Annotated in this window: 19 protein-coding genes and 1 rRNA gene; 12 read left to right on the forward strand and 8 right to left on the reverse strand. The window is 65.0% G+C overall.

Going from position 1 to position 18155, the window contains the following annotated elements; translation table 11 throughout:
* From KHO41_RS34190 to KHO41_RS34215, 6 genes are all read right to left on the reverse strand, one after another.
* A 16S ribosomal RNA gene (locus tag KHO41_RS34190) occupies positions 1–102 on the reverse strand; the annotation flags it as partial.
* 582 nt (positions 103–684) lie between these two features.
* Entirely contained in the window at positions 685–1461 is a 777-nt protein-coding gene (locus KHO41_RS34195) for an enoyl-CoA hydratase (RefSeq protein WP_211957657.1), read from the reverse strand.
* A 61-nt stretch (positions 1462–1522) separates the two neighbouring features.
* Complete coding sequence (locus tag KHO41_RS34200; RefSeq protein WP_244874163.1) at positions 1523–2668, reverse strand: glycosyltransferase family 9 protein; 1146 nt, start codon at positions 2666–2668, stop codon at positions 1523–1525.
* 535 nt (positions 2669–3203) lie between these two features.
* On the reverse strand, positions 3204–3956 hold the full coding sequence (locus tag KHO41_RS34205) for an amino acid ABC transporter ATP-binding protein (protein WP_211957690.1): 753 nt from the start codon (positions 3954–3956) through the stop codon (positions 3204–3206).
* Positions 3957–3987: 31 nt separating this feature from the next.
* Positions 3988–4641 (reverse strand): amino acid ABC transporter permease, encoded by a 654-nt coding sequence (locus KHO41_RS34210; protein WP_211957659.1) that lies wholly within the window; start codon positions 4639–4641, stop codon positions 3988–3990.
* Positions 4642–4764: 123 nt separating this feature from the next.
* Positions 4765–5562 carry an amino acid ABC transporter substrate-binding protein gene (locus tag KHO41_RS34215; RefSeq protein ID WP_211957660.1) on the reverse strand — a complete coding sequence of 266 codons (798 nt, stop codon included), beginning with the start codon at positions 5560–5562 and terminating at the stop codon, positions 4765–4767.
* Between the two features lie 338 nt (positions 5563–5900).
* On the opposite strand from KHO41_RS34215, the gene paaG reads away from it, so the two are divergent.
* The 3 genes from paaG (at position 5901) to paaK (ending at position 8564) form a co-directional block, all read left to right on the forward strand.
* Entirely contained in the window at positions 5901–6686 is a 786-nt protein-coding gene (paaG, locus tag KHO41_RS34220) for a 2-(1,2-epoxy-1,2-dihydrophenyl)acetyl-CoA isomerase PaaG (RefSeq protein WP_211957691.1), read from the forward strand.
* A 46-nt stretch (positions 6687–6732) separates the two neighbouring features.
* The gene (paaI, locus tag KHO41_RS34225; RefSeq protein WP_211957661.1) at positions 6733–7176 is read left to right on the forward strand and encodes a hydroxyphenylacetyl-CoA thioesterase PaaI; all 444 of its coding nucleotides are present in this window, start codon (positions 6733–6735) and stop codon (positions 7174–7176) included.
* Between the two features lie 83 nt (positions 7177–7259).
* The gene (gene paaK, locus KHO41_RS34230; RefSeq protein ID WP_211957662.1) at positions 7260–8564 is read left to right on the forward strand and encodes a phenylacetate--CoA ligase PaaK; all 1305 of its coding nucleotides are present in this window, start codon (positions 7260–7262) and stop codon (positions 8562–8564) included.
* An 18-nt stretch (positions 8565–8582) separates the two neighbouring features.
* Here the strand turns inward: paaK and mltA are convergent, their stop codons facing one another.
* A complete protein-coding gene (mltA, locus tag KHO41_RS34235) occupies positions 8583–9728 on the reverse strand; it encodes a murein transglycosylase A (RefSeq protein ID WP_211957663.1) in 1146 nt (381 codons plus the stop codon).
* Between the two features lie 130 nt (positions 9729–9858).
* Between mltA and KHO41_RS34240 the strand changes: the two genes are divergently transcribed.
* Complete coding sequence (locus tag KHO41_RS34240) at positions 9859–10059, forward strand: hypothetical protein (protein WP_211957664.1); 201 nt, start codon at positions 9859–9861, stop codon at positions 10057–10059.
* Positions 10060–10084: 25 nt separating this feature from the next.
* Here KHO41_RS34240 and apaG read toward each other — a convergent pair whose 3' ends face one another.
* Complete coding sequence (apaG, locus tag KHO41_RS34245) at positions 10085–10459, reverse strand: Co2+/Mg2+ efflux protein ApaG (RefSeq protein WP_041679716.1); 375 nt, start codon at positions 10457–10459, stop codon at positions 10085–10087.
* A 206-nt stretch (positions 10460–10665) separates the two neighbouring features.
* On the opposite strand from apaG, the gene rpe reads away from it, so the two are divergent.
* From rpe to KHO41_RS34285, 8 genes are all read left to right on the forward strand, one after another.
* Entirely contained in the window at positions 10666–11367 is a 702-nt protein-coding gene (gene rpe / locus KHO41_RS34250; RefSeq protein ID WP_211957692.1) for a ribulose-phosphate 3-epimerase, read from the forward strand.
* A gap of 8 nt (positions 11368–11375) precedes the next feature.
* Positions 11376–12113, forward strand: a complete 738-nt coding sequence (locus KHO41_RS34255) for a phosphoglycolate phosphatase (protein ID WP_211957665.1) — start codon at positions 11376–11378, stop codon at positions 12111–12113.
* Positions 12114–12555: 442 nt separating this feature from the next.
* On the forward strand, positions 12556–14073 hold the full coding sequence (gene trpE, locus KHO41_RS34260) for an anthranilate synthase component I (protein ID WP_211957666.1): 1518 nt from the start codon (positions 12556–12558) through the stop codon (positions 14071–14073).
* Between the two features lie 27 nt (positions 14074–14100).
* Positions 14101–14670, forward strand: a complete 570-nt coding sequence (locus KHO41_RS34265) for an aminodeoxychorismate/anthranilate synthase component II (RefSeq protein ID WP_211957667.1) — start codon at positions 14101–14103, stop codon at positions 14668–14670.
* A 68-nt stretch (positions 14671–14738) separates the two neighbouring features.
* The gene (trpD, locus tag KHO41_RS34270) at positions 14739–15767 is read left to right on the forward strand and encodes an anthranilate phosphoribosyltransferase (RefSeq protein WP_211957693.1); all 1029 of its coding nucleotides are present in this window, start codon (positions 14739–14741) and stop codon (positions 15765–15767) included.
* Positions 15768–15774: 7 nt separating this feature from the next.
* The gene (gene trpC / locus KHO41_RS34275) at positions 15775–16578 is read left to right on the forward strand and encodes an indole-3-glycerol phosphate synthase TrpC (RefSeq protein ID WP_211957668.1); all 804 of its coding nucleotides are present in this window, start codon (positions 15775–15777) and stop codon (positions 16576–16578) included.
* 128 nt (positions 16579–16706) lie between these two features.
* Positions 16707–17327 (forward strand): CYTH domain-containing protein, encoded by a 621-nt coding sequence (locus tag KHO41_RS34280; RefSeq protein ID WP_211957669.1) that lies wholly within the window; start codon positions 16707–16709, stop codon positions 17325–17327.
* 33 nt (positions 17328–17360) lie between these two features.
* Positions 17361–18128, forward strand: a complete 768-nt coding sequence (locus tag KHO41_RS34285) for a uracil-DNA glycosylase (protein WP_211957670.1) — start codon at positions 17361–17363, stop codon at positions 18126–18128.
* The last annotated feature ends 27 nt before the right edge of the window (positions 18129–18155 follow it).

Here is an 18155-nt window from a genome sequence, read left to right on the forward strand (position 1 = left end):
TCGCCACTCGCCACCAGGCCGAAGCCCGTGCTGCCGTTCGACTTGCATGTGTAAGGCATGCCGCCAGCGTTCAATCTGAGCCAGGATCAAACTCTTCAGTTCAATCTCTGTATGGACCCGAAGGTCCTCGCTCTTTCGAGCGGTCGCTCACTCTCAGAAAACTGACTGACCAGATCCGAAAATCCAGTCACGTTTTGCTGTGCGAGCACTGATAACTTTTGAAGCTCCGAAGTCCGAAGACTTCGTGCGTCCGCTACCCAGCGCCCACACTTATCGGTTGTTTGGTTGTTAAAGAACCCGTCCTTGCGGACCACGCTACCGGCTTTGCCGTTTGCGTCGCTGCGTCAGCAGCAGAGAAACGAGATTATGCAGAACTTTCTTCGTTTCGTCAACCGGGTCAGCATCTTTTTTTGCTTCGGTTCGTCGCGCCAAACACCTCGCTTCGAACCACCCAATCGACCCCGCAACCCTTGCCAGCCCTGCTTTGCAGCGCCGCGTTGTGTTGCGAGGGGGCGAATATTAGGCCGGTTTGCCGAGGGTTGCAACACCTTTGTCACAACGGCACAGCAACCTGCACCATCCAATTCACCCAACTCTTTGATCGATAAGGGAATACGGCGTTCCTTTTAGCACCGGGAAACTGAATACCCCTGAGAAAGCCTCGGGTATTCCCCTATCCAGTGATCAGCGATGCTTGAAGTCAGGGCTGCGTTTCTCGACAAAAGCAGCCATGCCTTCCTTCTGGTCTTCGCTGGCAAACGTCGCATGGAACAACCGGCGCTCGAAGCGCACGCCTTCGGCGAGCGTAGTCTCGTAGGCCGCGTTGATCGATTCCTTGATCATCATGACCACGGGCAACGAGTAGCCGGCAATGGTCTCCGCCGCCGCGAGGGCTTCGTCCAGCAGTTTGTCCGCCGGCACCACGCGCGAGACCAGGCCGGCGCGCTCCGCCTCGGCGGCATCCATCATGCGGGCGGTCAGGCACAGGTCCATGGCTTTGGCCTTGGACACCGCGCGCGGCATGCGCTGGGTGCCGCCGGCGCCGGGCATGGTACCGAGCTTGACTTCGGGCTGCCCGAAGCGCGCGTTCTCGGCGGCAATGATGATGTCGCACATCATCGCGAGTTCCGAGCCGCCGCCGAGCGCGTAGCCTGCCACGGCCGCAATCACCGGCTTGCGGATGGTACGGATCGTTTCCCAGTTACGGGTAATGTAGTCGCCCTTGTACACGTCCATGAACGAGTACTTGGCCATCATGCCAATATCGGCGCCGGCCGCGAACGCTTTTTCGCTGCCAGTAATCACGATGGCACCGATGTTCTCATCCTTGTCGAACGCCGTCAGTGCGGCGCCCAGTTCATCCATCAGTGCGTCATTGAGCGCATTCAGCGCCTTCGGGCGGTGCAGCGTGACCAGCCCGACGCGGCCGCGCGTTTCCACGAGGATGTTCTCGTACGACATGTCTTCTCCTTTGTAGGCAAATGCAGCCGGAGAGTTTGCCACGTTGCCGCGGCAATTGGGACTATCCGCGCGGGGTGGCAGGCGCGATGACGGCGCGACCGCCGGCATTCGCGAGACCACCTGGCTTGGCCCACAAACCCTTTTGCGGGGCTTGCCTGTTCAGGGGTCGATCGCCGTTCTTCGTTGCCGCATCTGCCGCACGGGGATTCCCATCGGCCGAAATAAGCGCATAGGACGCCTGCACGACCTGATCCACCTGCACGTCCTCGATCAACGTGCCCGTCGATGGCTTGACGATGCGCAGGCGGTTGCTGTCCCCGGCCGGACCTGTCACGTGAGAAAGCGTCGGACCGAAAATCGCGATGACCGGCGTACCGAACGCCGCCGCGACGTGGGTTGGCCCGGTATCCGTGCCGATCAGAAGATCCGCGTCGGCGATCAGCGCCATCATTTCCGGCAGCGGCGTCTTGCCGCACAGGTTGATGACGCCCGGAAACTTGTCCGCTATCCGCGCAATATGCTCTGCTTCGGCCGGTGTACCAATAAGCACCGGTTGATGGCGCGGGAAGTATCGCGACCATCCGTCCAGCAACTCGATCCATCTCCCCACAGGCCAGAGTCGCGTGTTGGCTCTGTTGTGATAGAACGAGCTGTTGCCGGTATGCAGGCAGATAAAGGGCGATGCCAGCCCGTAGCGCGCCCGGATATCGATATCCGGCCTCCTCAGCGAAGGCATGGCCCGCTGTGCAATATGCTCAGGCGTGCAATAGGCGAGCAGGCGCTGGACGACCGTTGTCCTGTGGGTGTCCGGCGGATCCACTTCCTGACGCACCTTGTAGACCTTGACCTTGTGAGCGGCCGGGAAGCACCAGCCAAGACTCGGGAAAAAGTCCGTCCGGTTGATGGTCAGGTCCAGGATCAGGTGATAGGGATAGCGGACCAGCGCCTGCGCGAGTATCAGCCACTTGTGCGGATTCACCAGCAAGGGCAGCCGGGGGCCGCCACGCAGGATGAGGATCCGCGAGATGCGCGGATCGTGCTTGAACAGTTCGCCAGACCGGTGCTTCAGCAGCAGGTCGATCTCGATATCGTTCCCATAGGTTTCGCGCAGGGCGTCGATGGACGCGCTGGCCCATACAACATCCCCCAGGCCGCCAATGCAAAGAACCAGTGCACGGGGCCGCGATTTGCCGTTGGCCAGCTTCATTTTCTGCAACATCGATTCTCCAGCTTCCGAAATGGGGTCGGCCCTGCCCTTTTGGGTGCTTTAAGGCGCATCGAGGAAGCGCAAATGCGCGCGGGCGGCTCGAACGTTTGAACGGAATCCTGAGCCCCGGGAAGGAGCCATGGAGTCTGCCAGACCTTTGTTTGGATATAAAGACAGGCAAATTGATGTTTGGTTGCATCGACATCGCATTCCGATTGGCAACTCACGCAGGCAGCTGATACATCACTTTTTCAGCTTCGCGCGGCCCCTCATATCTAAAATAGGAAAAATGCGGGAATGGCGGGCGGCACCCTCCAACCAGTGTCAGCGGGAAAATTGGACGTAGGTTCTGTACGGGAAATAAGACGGAGCTAGCCGTATTGCGAACCATGCATCGCCGGCCGGACAGCTTCGAGGGGGAGAAAGGTGACCAGCGGGAGCCGTGGCCCGGCCAGCAACCACGGGGTGGCGGCGGAGCGCCTAGGAAGATGCCACCGCACAATTTCGACTGTCATGCGGTGGCGAGTTGCAGCAACTAGAGCATGTGCGCGAGGAATTCGCGAGTACGCGCATGGGCCGGGGCTCCAAATACGTGCTCGGGCGGCCCTTCCTCCAGGATCCTGCCTTCATCCATGAACACCACATGATTGGCGACTTCGCGCGCGAAGCCCATCTCGTGCGTGACCACCAGCATGGTCATGTGTTCGTCGGCCAGTTGCCGCATGGTGCGGAGAACCTCGCCAGTCAGCTCGGGGTCGAGCGCCGACGTCGGCTCGTCGAACAGCATGATGTCGGGCTCCATCGCCAGCGCGCGGGCAATCGCCACGCGCTGCTTCTGCCCGCCGGACAGGCGCGCGGGATAGCTGTCCCGCTTGGCCAGCAGGTCGACCTTGCGCAACAGTTCCTCGGCCTTGGGCACTACCGCATCGCGCGACAAACCCTTGACGGTCATCGGCGCTTCGATGATGTTCTGCAGCACCGTCATGTGCGGGAACAGGTTGAACGACTGGAACACCATGCCCATCTTCCGGCAAATACGGCGCACTTCCGTATCCGGCACGTACTTTGCCACGCCGTCGGCGCCAGTCGATGCAAGCGCCTCGCCTTCGATCTCAACGGTGCCGCTGTCGATCACCTCGAGATGGTTGAGGCAGCGCAGCAACGTGCTCTTGCCCGAGCCCGACGGCCCGATCACCGCCGTGACATCGCCCTTGCGCAAAGTCAGGGAGACACCGCGCAGGACCTGCAGCGGCCCGAACGCTTTGACGATGTCCCGCGCCGCGACCATGGGTGCACGATTGGAATCGGCTCCGGCCGCGTCAGTCATCATGTTTGGCATAGCGTTTCTCGAGGTTCTGGAAGAACCAGGTCAGGATCAGCGTCATCACCAGATAGAAGAGCGCTGCGACCAGGAACGGCGTGGTCGTGAAATCGCGCTGCACGATGCCGCGCGCGGTGCGGAGAATATCGTTGAGCGCGAGCACGTAGATCAGCGATGTGTCCTTGATCAGCGTAATGGTCTCGTTGCTGACCGGCGGCAATACCCGGCTGACCATCTGCGGCAGCACCACGCGGCGCATGGTCTGGAAATAGGTCATGCCGAGCGCCTTGCTGGCTTCATACTGGCCGCGATCGACCGACTTGATGCCCGCGCGGAAGATTTCCGCGAAATAGGCGGCATAGTTCAGCGCGAACGCCACCACCGCGGCGGGAAAATCGGGCAGCCGCACGCCGATGACCGGCACGAACGGCAGCGCGAAATAGATGAACAGCATCTGCAGCATCAGCGGCGTGCCGCGCATCAGCCAGATATAGCCGTTGACGAGGCTGCTCAGCAGCGGCCACTTCGAAATGCGGGCAAGCGCCAGCGCGAGACCGAGCGGTACCGACAGGGCCAGCGTGATGAAAAATAGTGTGAGGGTGATTTTCGCACCCTGCGCCAAGGGCGGCAGAAGGGATAAGACGTAATCCATGCTTGCGCGGATGGGAGGGGTTCGGATCCCGGGCGCCTGGCTGCTGATACTTTGCCGGCGCGCGGGCCGCGATGAGGCGCGACGCAGCGCCAATTGGGCACGAGGCGTCGCGAACGATCCGGATTACTTGGTGATGTCGGCGCCGAACCAGCGGGTGGCGATGCGGGCCGCCGTACCGTCTTCCTTCATCGAATGCAGCGTCTTGTCGAGTTTGCCAAGCAGCTCGGCATCGTCCTTGCGCACGCCCACGCCGTAGTCTTCCGTACCGAAGTTCTCGTCGAGCACACGGTATTCGCCTGCGCGCTTGCTGATCAGGTAGCGGCCCACGACTTCGTCGACCACGATCGCATCGAGGCGGCCGGCCGACAGGTCCATCAGCGCCGTCACGTTGTCGCCGAAGGTCTTCAGTTCCTTCAGGCTGCCCGCGACCTGCGCTTCCTTCTTGATGGCGTCCACGGCGCTGCTGCCATCCTGTGCGCCGACAATGCGGCCGGACAGGTCAGCCTTGGTCTTCACCGGGGAGTTGGTGCCGACGATGATGATCTGGTGGTTCGTCATATAAGGAGCGGTGAAGCTGATGTTCTGCTTGCGCTCTTCAGTAATGGTCAGGCCGTTCCACAGCACATCCACGCGCTTGCCGTTGAGCTCGGCTTCCTTGGCGCTCCAGTCGATGGGCTTGAACTCGACCGTCATGCCGAGGCGGTGGCTCGCCTCCTTGGCCATGTCGATATCGAAGCCGACAAGTTCGTTATTGCTGTCGCGGAAGCCCATCGGCGGGAAATTGTCGTCGAGGCCGACGATGATCTTGGCGGCGGCAGCCGGAGCCGGCTCCGTGCCGGCGGCAGGCGCCGATTCCTTCTTGCCGCACGCACCGAGTAGCGCGACGGTCGAAATGAGGAGTAGTGCTGCGAACTTCTTCATGGAGGTATCCAATACAAATAGACGGCGCGCCGGTGTCCCGGGTACGGAGACCGGCGGATTTGAGGTTATTGCTGGCAGCGCGATTATAGAGCGACACCCTCCGCCGGCATTGCGGAGGTCGCCGGCAATCGCGCAAAGCTGCTCGAGTTGCCGCGGGTAAGGCACATGGAATGGCTTGAATGGGTGGGAGCAGGCGGTCGTGCATCACACCCGCGGCCGGATTTTGATGCTACCATTCACCGACCGATCGGTCGGTTAATTAAAGCCGCCCGCCGAGAACACCAAGGCAGGAGACAACAATGCCCCCGATGTCCGCGCCCGCTGGCCAGCCGGTCAGTATGGACTCCGGCCCGGTCTTGCTTGCATGGCAAGGCAATGTGGCTGTCATCACCCTGAACCGCCCCGACAAGCTCAACAGCTTCACGCGCGAGATGCACGGCGCGCTGCAGCAGGCACTCGATCATGTGGAGGCCGGCGGCGCCCGCGCCCTGCTCCTGACTGGCGCGGGCCGCGGCTTCTGCGCCGGACAGGATCTGGCCGACCTCGACTTCACGCCCGGGAAGATGACCGACCTGGGCGGCCTGATCGACGGCTATTTCAATCCGCTCGTGCGCCGCCTGCAGGCGCTGCCAATGCCGGTCGTGGCGGCCGTCAATGGCACTGCCGCGGGCGCCGGCGCCAACCTCGCGCTGGCTTGCGACATGGTGCTGGCGGCGCGCTCGGCCAGTTTTATCCAGGCTTTCGTCAAGATCGGTCTGGTGCCGGATTCCGGCGGCACCTGGCTGCTGCCCAAGCGCATCGGCATGTCGCGCGCGATGGGCCTGGCCATGACCGGCGAAAAGCTCACGGCCGAAAAGGCCGAGAAATGGGGCTTGGTCTGGGAAATCATGGACGATCCGCTGCTGCACGAGCAGGCGCTGGCGCTGGCCACGCACCTGGCAGCCCAGCCGACGCGTGCGCTCGCCGCCATCAAGCGTGCCATGTATGCGAGTACGACCGCGACCCTCGATGCACAGCTCGACCTCGAGCGCGACCTGCAGCGCGAGCTTGGGCAGTCCGCCGACTATGCGGAAGGCGTCAATGCCTTCCTGGAAAAGCGCGCGCCGAAGTTCACCGGCCGCTGACCGGCAGGCGCCACCGGGCGCCGCCCCATCGAGACAGGAGACCCGCTTGACCAAGAATCCGCAGGCACTCGCCGAGGCGGCCGCCGCCGCCATGTATGAAGCCGATACCTGCAGCCGCTGGCTCGGCATCGTGGTGCAGGAAGTGCGGCCCGGCTATGCCAGGTTGACCATGCCGGTGCGCCCCGAATTCCTCAATGGCCACGGCATCTGCCACGGCGGCCTGATGTTTACACTGGCTGACTCCAGCTTCGCTTTCGCGTGCAATAGCCACAATATCAATACGGTGGCAGCGGGCTGCAGCATCGAGTTCCTCAAACCCGTGCATGGCGGCGACGTGCTGACCGCCGAAGCGGTGGAACAGACATTGTCCGGGCGGCACGGCATCTACGATATCCGCGTGACCAACGCCGCCGGCGAAGCCGTGGCGATGTTCCGCGGCAAGTCGGCGCAGATCAAGGGACACGTGGTACCGCCGGACAGCAGCACCTGAAGTTCGCCAGGCCCGTGGCCTGACCCAGCACAAGACGATGACACGATGCAATCGACATGAACGCCCCACGTGCAGGAGACGATATGAGCACGCGCCTGACCGATCTGCCGCTCGAGCCCATCGAGACCGCCAGCCGCGCCGAGCTGCAGGCACTACAGCTCGAACGCCTGAAATGGTCGCTGCATCATGCCTACGAGCATTCGCCGGTCTACCGCCGCAAGTTCGACGAGGCCGGCGTGCATCCGGATCAGGTCCAGACGCTCGCGGACCTCGCGCGCTTCCCGTTCACCACAAAACAGGACCTGCGCGACAACTATCCGTTCGGCATGTTCGCGGTGCCGCAGGATCGCGTGGCGCGCGTGCATGCGTCGTCGGGCACCACGGGCAAGCCGACCGTCGTCGGCTACACGCTCAAGGACATCGACACGTGGGCCACGGTGATGGCGCGCTCGATCCGGGCCTCTGGCGCGCGGCGTGGCGACAAGGTGCACGTCAGCTACGGCTACGGGCTCTTCACCGGCGGCCTTGGTGCGCACTACGGCGTGGAGAAGGCCGGCCTCACGGCGATTCCGTTCGGCGGCGGGCAGACCGAGCGCCAGGTGCAGCTGATCATGGATTTCAAGCCCGAGATCATCATGGTCACGCCGAGCTACATGCTCGCCATCGCCGACGAATTCGAGCGCCAGGGCATTGATCCCGCCACGACCTCGCTGCGCGTCGGCATCTTCGGCGCCGAGCCGTGGACGCCGGAAATGCGCCAGGCAATCGAGAAGCGCATGAATATCTCCGCCGTCGACATCTATGGTCTGTCCGAAGTGATGGGCCCGGGCGTTGCCAATGAATGCGCCGAGACCAAGGACGGCCCGACCATCTGGGAAGACCACTTCTACCCCGAAATCATCGACCCGGACACCGGCGAGGTGCTGCCCGACGGCGAGTTCGGCGAGCTGGTGTTCACGTCGCTGACCAAGGAAGCGATGCCGGTGGTCCGCTATCGCACGCGCGACCTGACCCGCCTGCTGCCGGGCACCGCACGCGCGGCGTTCCGGCGCATGGAGAAGGTCACCGGCCGGACCGACGACATGATGATCGTGCGCGGCGTGAACGTGTTCCCGTCGCAGATCGAGGAGTTGATCCTGAAGCGCCCGGAACTGGCGCCGCACTACCAGTGCGTGCTGACGCGCGAAGGGCCGATGGACCTGCTGACCGTGCGCGTGGAATGCGCCCACGGCGGCGAACCGGCGACGGCGCAAGCCGCGCGCGACGCGCTGGCCCACGATATCAAGGCCTATATCGGCGTCAGCGCCGGCATCGAGGTGCTGCCGACCGGCGGCATCGAGCGTTCGGTCGGCAAGGCCCGGCGCATCGTCGACCAGCGCCCGCGCTGACGGTTACCGCGCGGCGCGTCAGCTGCGCGGCATCAGCACCCACATCCGGCCGCCCTGCTTCATGCGGCCGGCAGTCTCGCCAGCGGCGTCGCCTGCCCCCCAGAAGAAGTCCGCGCGCACCCCGCCCTTGATCGCGCTGCCGGTGTCCTGCGCGAACATCAGCCGCTCGATCGGTTCGGTCGACAGCGGGCGCGTGGTCGACAGGAACACGGGCACGCCGAGCGGAATCGTGGCCGGATCGACCGCGATCGAGCGTTCCGCCGTCAGCGGCACGCCCAATGCGCCAACCGGGCCGTCATTGGTCGGCGGCAGTTCGCGGAAGAACACGAAGCGCGGGTTCACGTTGAGCATTTCCTCGACGCGCGACGGATTGGCGCGCGCCCATGCCTTGATGCCCTGCATGGTTGCCTGCGCCGGCGTGATCTCGCCACGGTCGAGCAGCCACTTGCCGAACGAGCGGAACGGCTGGTCATTGGTGCCGCCAAAGCCCACGCGCATCACGGTGCCGTTGGCCAGCCGGATGCGGCCGGAACCCTGGATCTGCAGGAACGCGGCTTCCACGGGGTCGTCCACCCACACCAGTTCGCTGCCGCGCATCGCCGGATTCTGCAGCAGCTCGGCGCGCCCGGGCAGTGCGCGGTTGGCGAACTGCGCCGGCTTGCGGTACAGCGGAACCTGGTATTGGCCCTGGCGCGTGCGCGAGCCATGCAGGATGGGCTCGTAGTAGCCGGTGATCAGGCCGCTTTCGGTGCCGTCGCCGTTGACCACGCGGAAAGGCTGGAAGTTGGATTCGAAGTAGGCGCGCATGGCACCGAGGTCGCCGGCGTCGACCATCAGGCCTGCGGCACAGGCGCGGCCCCACTCGGCGCGCTTCTTCAGCGCCTGGCAGCTAGCCTGCAGCGCAGGCCACGCGGCGCGCATGTCGTCCTGCGTCCAGCCGCTGATCTCGTTCCAGTTCGCGGCCTGCAGGCGGCCCTTCTGCGCACCCGGGGTCGGCGCGGTCGTGCCGGGCGTACCACCGGTTTCGATGCGCGGCGGCGGCCCGCTCATGCAGCCGGCCAGCAGCGCGGCGCCGGCGGCCAGCGCCAGCCAGCCGCGCCACGGCGCACCGGTACGGCTGGCCTGGGATCGCGAAAACGTGGAAAGGGAATTCGGAATTGCCATCTTGTCTGTTCGTATTGTCCAGCGCCGCCGCGCATGCATCGGGGACGATGCCCTACAATGCCCGGCGTCAGTCTTCACCGTTGCCGGCGCCTGTGAGGGACGCCCGCCTTACCGATCATGTACGAGGATCATGTCCGAGTTCCTTGAAGCCCACCCGATGCTGCTGTTCGCGCTCGAAGCCGGCGTGGCGCTGTTCCTGCTGATCTTCATCGTGGTCTGGACCATGGGTACGGCGAAGAAAAATCCACGCCCTACCCGCGCCCCGACCGACCATGCGTCGCGCCAGACTGAGGCGCCCGCGCAGGATCAGGACAGCCAGCCGCGCCAGTAGGTTCCCGGCGCCGCGAGTTTGCGCCTCAGTGCAGCATGCGCGGCAGTACCAGCGCGAATTCGGGAATCGGCACCTCGAAGCGGTGTCCGTCCTCGGCCACGCAGAAATACTCGCCCTTCATCGAGCCGACCGGCGTCGAGATCGTGGCCCAGCTCGTGTACTCGAAGTGCTCGCCCGGCTTGAGCAGCGGCTGGTGGCCGACCACGCCGAGGCCGGAGACTTCCTGCGACGCATTGTCGCTGTCAGTGATGATCCAGTGGCGCGAGATCAGTTGCGCCGCAACCTCGCCCGTATTGTGGATCGTGATGGTGTAGGCGAAGGCGTGGCGCCCGCGTTCGGGGTCGGACTGGTCGGGCAGGTACTGGGTACGTACCGCCACGGAAAAGGCGTACTCGCTCATTTGTCTGGTCTGCGGGATCCGGCTCAAGGGTAGGCGCATTGTGCGGCAAGGCTCCGGTAGCGGCAAGTGCAGCACCGGCCCCGGCCCTGCGGCGCGGACAGGCGTAAAATACGCGCGATTCGCCGGCCGGCAGTCCCGGATCGCCCCGCAGGGGCAGGATTTCCGCCATGCCGCCGCCCAACAGTCCCCTTTTTCCGCCCGCCGCCATGAGCACGCCCACCTACCGCATCGCCCCGTCCATCCTGTCCGCCGACTTCGCCCGCCTGGGCGAGGAAGTCCGCCGCGTGACCGAGGCCGGCGCCGACTGGATCCACTTCGACGTGATGGACAACCACTACGTCCCGAACCTGACGGTGGGCCCGCTGGTCTGCGAAGCGATCCGCCCGCACGTGACCGCGCCGATCGACGTGCACCTGATGGTGCGCCCGGTGGACCGCATCATCCCGGACTTCGCCAAGGCCGGTGCCAATATCATCACCTTCCACCCGGAAGCCAGCGAACACGTGGACCGCTCGCTCGCGCTGATCCGCGACAACGGCTGCCAGGCCGGCCTGGTGTTCAACCCGGCCACGCCGCTGCACCACCTGGACCACGTGATGGACCGCCTCGACGTGATCCTGCTGATGTCGGTCAACCCGGGCTTTGGCGGCCAGTCGTTCATCCCCGAGACGCTGAACAAGCTGCGCGCGGTGCGCCAGCGCATCGATGCCTACACCGAGCGCACCGGCCGCAAGATCCTGCTCGAAGTGGATGGCGGCGTGAAGGTCGACAATATCGCCGAGATCGCCGCGGCCGGCGCCGATACCTTCGTGGCCGGCTCGGCCGTGTTCGGCAAGCCCGACGCGGACGGCGGCTACCGCGGCATCATTGCCGCGCTGCGCGGCGAGCTGGCCAAGGCCGGCCAGTGAGCGCCGCGATGAGCGCCGGCATGACGCTGCGCCGCACCGACTGGCGCGGCATCGAAGGCGTGATCGTCGACCTGGACGGCACCATGGTCGACACCGCCGGGGACTTCCACGCATCGATCAACGCGATGCTGCTGGCGCTCGCGCACCTGCACCCGAACCTGGGGCCGGTCGCGCCGATGTCCGAGCAGGAGATCGTGAGCTTCGTCGGCAAGGGTTCGGAGAACCTGATCCGGCGCGTGCTGGACGCGCGTTTCTCGCCACTGCACGCCAACGGCCTGTTCGCGCAAGCCTACGCACTCTACGACCGCGAATACATCCGCATCAACGGCCAGTTTTCGCAGATCTACCCCGGTGTGCGCGAAGGCCTGGCGGCCCTGAAGGCGGCCGGGCTGCGCATGGCCTGCGTGACCAACAAGCCGTACAGCTTCACCGAGCCGCTGCTGGCAAAGACCGGGCTGGCCCAGTATTTCGAGCTGGTCTACGGCGGCGACGCGTTCCCGCTGCGCAAGCCTGACCCGTACCCGCTGCTCAAGGTGGCCGAGGTTTTCCGCCTGGATCCGTCCGCCATGCTGGCGATCGGCGACTCGGAAAACGATGCACAGGCGGCGCGCGCGGCCGGCATGGGAGTGCTGCTGATGCCCTATGGCTACAACCATGGCAACCCTGTACAAGCCGTTGACGCCGATGGTATAGTCGATTCCATTGCCCGCGTGGCAGAGCTTCTTTCTGCACACGAAACGCGCTGAAATCCGGCTCAAAACCGGCAGTCCAAAGGCAATCAGACTTTCATAGCCCTGAACACCTCAATGTTCTTCAATCGCAAACGCATCTCTTCTGGCAGTGATCGGCAGGCTTGGCCCTGGCGTCGCTGGCGCGCCTCCCAACAGGCGTAAAGTGCGTTCGCGAGTCCGCTGAGCGGCCTTCGTACCGAAGGCTCGCCAGCACCGGCCAGGGTGCCGGCATCCTTACCAGGATCCCCTTTCACTCCCCGCCAGCAAGCGTAGCTGCATATGCTACGTTTAGCTCAAGAACGCGCCACACGCCGCCACGGCCGTGTGCGGTCTTGTCCGCAGTCATCCCGCACCACGGTTCCGCAGCCCGGAGCGGCCTTGCGCCTGCTCCCGCCCAATTGCCGACACCACGGCGCCGCGCCAACAAGAACCCGCCGCGCCGCAAACGAGGATCGACATGACCGAACTGGAATTCAAATCGCTGGCCGACCAGGGCTACAACCGCATCCCGCTGATCGCCGAGGCCTTCGCCGACCTGGAAACGCCGCTGTCGCTGTACCTGAAGCTGGCCCAGTCGCAGACGCGCGGCGTCAACACCTTCCTGCTCGAATCCGTGGTCGGCGGCGAACGCTTCGGCCGCTATTCGTTCATCGGCCTGCATGCGCGCACGCTGCTGCGCTCCTACGGCAACCGCGCCGAAGTGGTCACCGACGGCAAGGTGGTCGAGACCCACGAAGGCAATCCGCTGGACTTCATCGCCGAGTTCGAGAGCCGCTTCAAGGTGGCGCTGCGCCCCGGCCTGCCGCGCTTCTGCGGCGGCCTGGCCGGCTATTTCGGCTACGACGCGGTGCGCTATATCGAGAAGAAGCTGGCCAACACGCAGAAGCCCGATGACCTCGGCCTGCCCGATATCCAGCTGCTGCTGTGCGAAGAGCTGGCCGTGATCGATAACCTGTCGGGCAAGCTCTACCTGATCGTCTACGCCGACCCGACCACGCCCGAAGCCTACTCCCGCGCCCGCCAGCGCCTGCGCGAACTGCGCATGAAGCTGCGCCAGCCGGTGGATGTGCCCGTGACCAGCCCGTCGGTGCAGACCGACGTCTACCGCGAGTTCGACAAGGCCGATTACCTGGCCGCCGTGCACAAGGCCAAGGAATACATCATGGCCGGCGACATGATGCAGGTGCAGATCGGCCAGCGCCTGATGAAGCCGTACCGCGACGCACCGCTGTCGCTGTACCGTGCGCTGCGCTCGCTGAACCCGTCGCCGTACATGTACTTCTACAACTTCGGCGATTTCCAGATCGTCGGGGCCTCGCCGGAGATCCTGGTGCGCCAGGAATCGCGCAAGGTCGGCACCAATGGCGATTCGCGCGACGAGCATATCGTCACCATCCGTCCGCTGGCCGGCACGCGTCCGCGCGGCAATACGCCCGAGAAGGACGCGCAACTGGCCACCGAACTGCTCAACGATCCGAAGGAGATCGCCGAGCATGTGATGCTGATCGACCTGGCGCGCAACGATATCGGCCGCATCGCCGAGACCGGCTCGGTCAAGGTCACCGACAAGATGGTGATCGAAAAGTACTCGCACGTGCAGCACATCGTCAGCTCGGTCGAAGGCACGCTGCGCCCGGGCATGAGCAACCTCGACGTCCTGCGCGCCACCTTCCCGGCCGGCACGCTGTCGGGCGCGCCCAAGGTGCACGCGATGGAAATCATCGACGAACTGGAGCCGCGCAAGCGCGGCATCTACGGCGGTGCCGTGGGCTACCTGTCCTTCGGCGGCGAGATGGACCTGGCAATCGCGATCCGCACCGGCATCATCAAGGATGGCAATCTCTACGTGCAGGCCGCAGCCGGCATCGTTGCGGACTCGGACCCCGAAGCCGAATGGAGGGAAACCGAAGCCAAGGCGCGCGCCGTGATCCGCGCCGCCGAGCAGGTCCAGGATGGCCTGGACTCCGACATCTGAACGAGAGGGAACAAGGGAGAAAAGGCCATGCTGCTGATGATCGACAACTACGATTCGTTCACCTACAACCTCGTCCAGTACTTCGGCGAACTCGGCGAGGACGTGCGCACGTACCGCAACGACGAGATCACGATCGAGGAAATCGAGGCGCTCAAGCCCGACCATATCTGCGTATCGCCGGGCCCGTGCAGCCCGAAGGAAGCCGGCGTCTCGGTTGCCGTGCTGCAGCACTTTGCCGGCAAGGTGCCGCTGCTCGGCGTGTGCCTGGGCCACCAGGCCATCGGCGAAGCGTTCGGCGGCAAGGTAATCCGCGCCAAGCAGGTCATGCACGGCAAGGTCAGCACCATCGAGACCACGCAGCAAGGCGTGTTCGCCGGCCTGCCCAAACACTTCGACGTGACGCGCTATCATTCGCTGGCGATCGAGCGCGAGACCCTGCCGGACTGCCTGGAAGTGACCGCCTGGACGCCTGACGGCGAGATCATGGGCGTCCGCCACAAGACGCTGGCCGTCGAAGGCGTGCAGTTCCATCCCGAGTCGATTCTTTCCGAACAAGGCCATGCGCTGCTGGCCAACTTCCTGAAGACGACGCGATGAGACTGCTCGACACTGCCACGCCATCCGTTTCCATCGCGCCGCACGCCACCCAACCGACCGAGACCGCCATGACCATCACCGCCCAGGAAGCGCTGACCCGCTGCATCGAACATCGCGAGATCTTTCACGACGAGATGCTGCACCTGATGCGCCAGATCATGCAGGCGCAGATCACGCCGGTGATGGTGGCCGCAATCCTGACCGGCCTGCGCGTGAAGAAGGAAACCATCGGCGAGATCTCGGCCGCGGCGCAGGTGATGCGCGAATTCGCCAACAAGGTCACGGTGACGGACCGCGAGAATTTCGTCGATATCGTCGGCACCGGTGGCGACGGCTCGCATACCTTCAATATCTCGACCGCGTCGATGTTCGTGGCGGCGGCTGCCGGCGCCAAGATCGCCAAGCACGGCAACCGCGGCGTGAGCTCCAAGTCGGGCAGTGCCGATGTGCTCGAAGCGCTGGGCGTCAACATCATGCTGACGCCGGAGCAGGTCGGCCAGTGCATCGAACAGACCGGCATCGGCTTCATGTTCGCGCCGACCCATCACCCGGCCATGAAGAACGTGGCGCCGATCCGCAAGGAAATGGGCGTGCGCACGATCTTCAATATCCTGGGCCCGCTGACCAATCCGGCTGACGCGCCGAACATCCTGATGGGCGTGTTCCACCCGGATCTCGTCGGTATCCAGGTGCGCGTGATGCAGCGCCTGGGCGCGAAGCACGCGCTGGTCGTGTACGGCAAGGACGGCATGGACGAGGTGTCGCTCGGCGCCGCCACGCTGGTCGGCGAACTGAAAGATGGGGAAGTGCGCGAGTACGAGATCCATCCGGAAGACTTCGGCCTGTCGATGATTTCCAACCGCGGCCTGAAGGTTGCCGATGCAGTCGAGTCGAAGGAAATGCTGCTCGAAGCGCTCGGCAACGTGCCCGGCACGCCGCGCGAGATCGTCTCGCTTAACGCAGGCACCGCGCTGTACGCGGCCAACGTCGCCGATTCGATTGAAGACGGCATCCGCCGCGCGCGCGAAGCCATCGCCAGCGGCGCCGCGCGCGAGAAGCTCGACCACTTCGTGCGCGCCACGCAGCAATTCAAGTAAGGCAACCATGTCCGACATCCTCGACAAGATCCTGGCCGTCAAGGCCGACGAAGTCTCTGCGGCGCGCAAGAAGCGCGACCTGCCGAGCCTGCGCGCGGAGGCCGAGAGCCTGCGCCATGAAGCCGGCTTCGCGCCGCGTGGCTTCGAACGCGCGCTGCGCGAGAAGATCGCCGCCGGCCACGCCGGCGTGATCGCCGAAGTCAAGAAAGCATCGCCGTCCAAGGGCGTGCTGCGCGAGAACTTCGTGCCCGAGGCGATTGCAGAGAGCTACGCGAGCCACGGCGCCGCCTGCCTGTCGGTGCTGACCGACGTGAATTTCTTCCAGGGCCACGCCGACTACCTGAAGCGCGCTCGCGGCGCCTGCCCATTGCCTGCCCTGCGCAAGGACTTCATGGTCGACCTGTACCAGGTCTACGAAGCGCGCAGCTGGGGCGCGGACTGCATCCTGCTGATCGTCGCCGCGCTGGACCCGGGCCTGATGGCCGACCTGGAAGCGTGCGCACATGAACTTGGCATGGATGTGCTGGTGGAAGTCCACGGTGCCGACGAACTCGACAGCGCACTGCGCCTGAAGACGCCTCTGCTCGGCGTCAACAACCGCAACCTGCGCACGTTCGAAGTCTCGCTCGACAACACGCTGGACCTGCTGCCGAGCATGCCGGCCGACCGGCTCGTGGTGACGGAATCCGGCATCCTGGGCCCGAACGACGTGAAGCGCATGCGCGAAGCCGATGTGCATGCGTTCCTGGTCGGCGAAGCGTTCATGCGCGCGCCGGACCCGGGCGTGGAACTGGCACGGTTGTTCACCTGAGTGACAATCCCCGCCGAACACTGAAGTACGCTGCCGGTTTGCTCCCCTCTCCCGCAAGCGGGAGAGGGGACCGGATTGCAGTTATTGCACCGGGATCGCATTTGTCCGCCCCGAGTCTCCCACACGACATGCCCATGGAAATCGAACTGAAGCTCGCCGTTCCCAACGATGCGCTGGCCCCGATCGCCGCGTGGCTCGACGCCAACGGCGAGTCGAAGGGCGAAGTCACGCTGCTCAACGTCTACCTCGATACGCCCGAACGCGACCTGGCCCGCGCGCGCGCCGCGCTGCGCCTGCGCCGCAAGGGCCCGCAGTGGCTGCAGACGCTGAAGACCGCGGGGCAGAGCCAGGGCGGGCTGGCGAGCCGGCACGAGTGGGAAACCGAGGTGGCCGGCGAGGCGATCGATCTGCAAAAGCTGCCCGATGAAGCGCGGGCCTTGCTCGCTCCGCTGGCCGACCGCCTTGCGCCGGTCTTTCGCACCGACTTTGCGCGCCGCGTCTGGATTCTCGAACACGATGGCGCGCGCATCGAGGCCGCGCTCGACAACGGCACCATCACCGCCCCTGCCACCCACGCGCAGGAGCGCATCCAGGAACTGGAACTGGAATGGCTGTCGGGCGATGAAAGCCGCGCCGCCGACACGCTGCGGGCACTCGGTGCACGCTTGCAGGCCGTTGCCGCCCTGACGCCCTCCGACCTCAGCAAGGCCGCTCGCGGCTACCGGCTGGCCGGTGTCGCGGACGCCTGATCCGCTCCTGCCCTTCCGCACTCATTCGTACGCATGCAAGCCGATCTTTTTGCCATTGAGACTGACACCGCCACACCGCCCGCCGCCACCGCCGGGCTGCAAGCACAAGCCGACGCCCTGCCCGCCGACTGGCGCGCCCTGCTCGCGCCCTGCTTGACGGCACCCGCCTGGCAGGAACTGGCCGCCTTCGTCGATGGCGAGCGCGCTGCGGGCAAGCCGGTCTTCCCGCATGAGGTCTTCCATGCGCTGCACCTGACGCCGCCCGATGCGGTCAAGGTCGTGATCCTCGGACAGGACCCGTACCACGGCACCGGCGTGGTCGGCGGCGTGGAACTGCCGCAGGCACACGGTCTGGCGTTCTCGGTGCCGGACGGCATCAAGGTGCCGCCGAGCCTGCGCAATATCTTCAAGGAAATCGCCGCCGAATATGGCGACAGCCCGGCGCCGCGCGCGTCCGGCAACCTCGAAGGCTGGGCGCGCCAGGGCGTGCTGCTGCTGAACACGGTATTGACGGTGGAACAAGGCCAGGCCGCGAGCCACGCACGCCGTGGCTGGGAGGCCGTGACCGACTGCGTGATCCACGCGCTGGCCGCGAGCCATCCGAACCTGGTGTTTCTGCTGTGGGGCAGCCACGCGCAGGCCAAGAAGCCGTTGCTGACCGATAGCCACTGCGTGCTTGAGGCGCCGCACCCCTCGCCGCTGTCGGCGCATCGGGGCTTTCTTGGCTGCGGGCATTTCCGCGAGGCCAACCGGTGGCTCGAGGCGCATGGCAGGACGCCGGTGGATTGGCTGGCTGCCTGAACCGCTGTCTGCTGCCGGACGGGCTGC

Source organism: Cupriavidus numazuensis (assembly GCF_905397435.1).
Lineage (GTDB): Bacteria > Pseudomonadota > Gammaproteobacteria > Burkholderiales > Burkholderiaceae > Cupriavidus > Cupriavidus numazuensis.

Excerpts from the sequence above, each read along its gene's own strand:
- KHO41_RS34195 (WP_211957657.1), bottom strand. The coding sequence starts at position 1,461 with ATGTCGTACGAGAACATCCTCGTGGAAACGCGCGGCCGCGTCGGGCTG.
- KHO41_RS34200 (WP_244874163.1), bottom strand. The coding sequence starts at position 2,668 with ATGAAGCTGGCCAACGGCAAATCGCGGCCCCGTGCACTGGTTCTTTGC.
- KHO41_RS34205 (WP_211957690.1), bottom strand. The coding sequence starts at position 3,956 with ATGGTCGCGGCGCGGGACATCGTCAAAGCGTTCGGGCCGCTGCAGGTC.
- KHO41_RS34210 (WP_211957659.1), bottom strand. The coding sequence starts at position 4,641 with ATGGATTACGTCTTATCCCTTCTGCCGCCCTTGGCGCAGGGTGCGAAA.
- KHO41_RS34215 (WP_211957660.1), bottom strand. The coding sequence starts at position 5,562 with ATGAAGAAGTTCGCAGCACTACTCCTCATTTCGACCGTCGCGCTACTC.
- paaG (WP_211957691.1), top strand. The coding sequence starts at position 5,901 with ATGGACTCCGGCCCGGTCTTGCTTGCATGGCAAGGCAATGTGGCTGTC.
- paaK (WP_211957662.1), top strand. The coding sequence starts at position 7,260 with ATGAGCACGCGCCTGACCGATCTGCCGCTCGAGCCCATCGAGACCGCC.
- mltA (WP_211957663.1), bottom strand. The coding sequence starts at position 9,728 with ATGGCAATTCCGAATTCCCTTTCCACGTTTTCGCGATCCCAGGCCAGC.
- KHO41_RS34240 (WP_211957664.1), top strand. The coding sequence starts at position 9,859 with ATGTCCGAGTTCCTTGAAGCCCACCCGATGCTGCTGTTCGCGCTCGAA.
- apaG (WP_041679716.1), bottom strand. The coding sequence starts at position 10,459 with ATGAGCGAGTACGCCTTTTCCGTGGCGGTACGTACCCAGTACCTGCCC.
- rpe (WP_211957692.1), top strand. The coding sequence starts at position 10,666 with ATGAGCACGCCCACCTACCGCATCGCCCCGTCCATCCTGTCCGCCGAC.
- KHO41_RS34255 (WP_211957665.1), top strand. The coding sequence starts at position 11,376 with ATGAGCGCCGGCATGACGCTGCGCCGCACCGACTGGCGCGGCATCGAA.
- trpE (WP_211957666.1), top strand. The coding sequence starts at position 12,556 with ATGACCGAACTGGAATTCAAATCGCTGGCCGACCAGGGCTACAACCGC.
- KHO41_RS34265 (WP_211957667.1), top strand. The coding sequence starts at position 14,101 with ATGCTGCTGATGATCGACAACTACGATTCGTTCACCTACAACCTCGTC.
- trpD (WP_211957693.1), top strand. The coding sequence starts at position 14,739 with ATGACCATCACCGCCCAGGAAGCGCTGACCCGCTGCATCGAACATCGC.
- trpC (WP_211957668.1), top strand. The coding sequence starts at position 15,775 with ATGTCCGACATCCTCGACAAGATCCTGGCCGTCAAGGCCGACGAAGTC.
- KHO41_RS34280 (WP_211957669.1), top strand. The coding sequence starts at position 16,707 with ATGCCCATGGAAATCGAACTGAAGCTCGCCGTTCCCAACGATGCGCTG.
- KHO41_RS34285 (WP_211957670.1), top strand. The coding sequence starts at position 17,361 with ATGCAAGCCGATCTTTTTGCCATTGAGACTGACACCGCCACACCGCCC.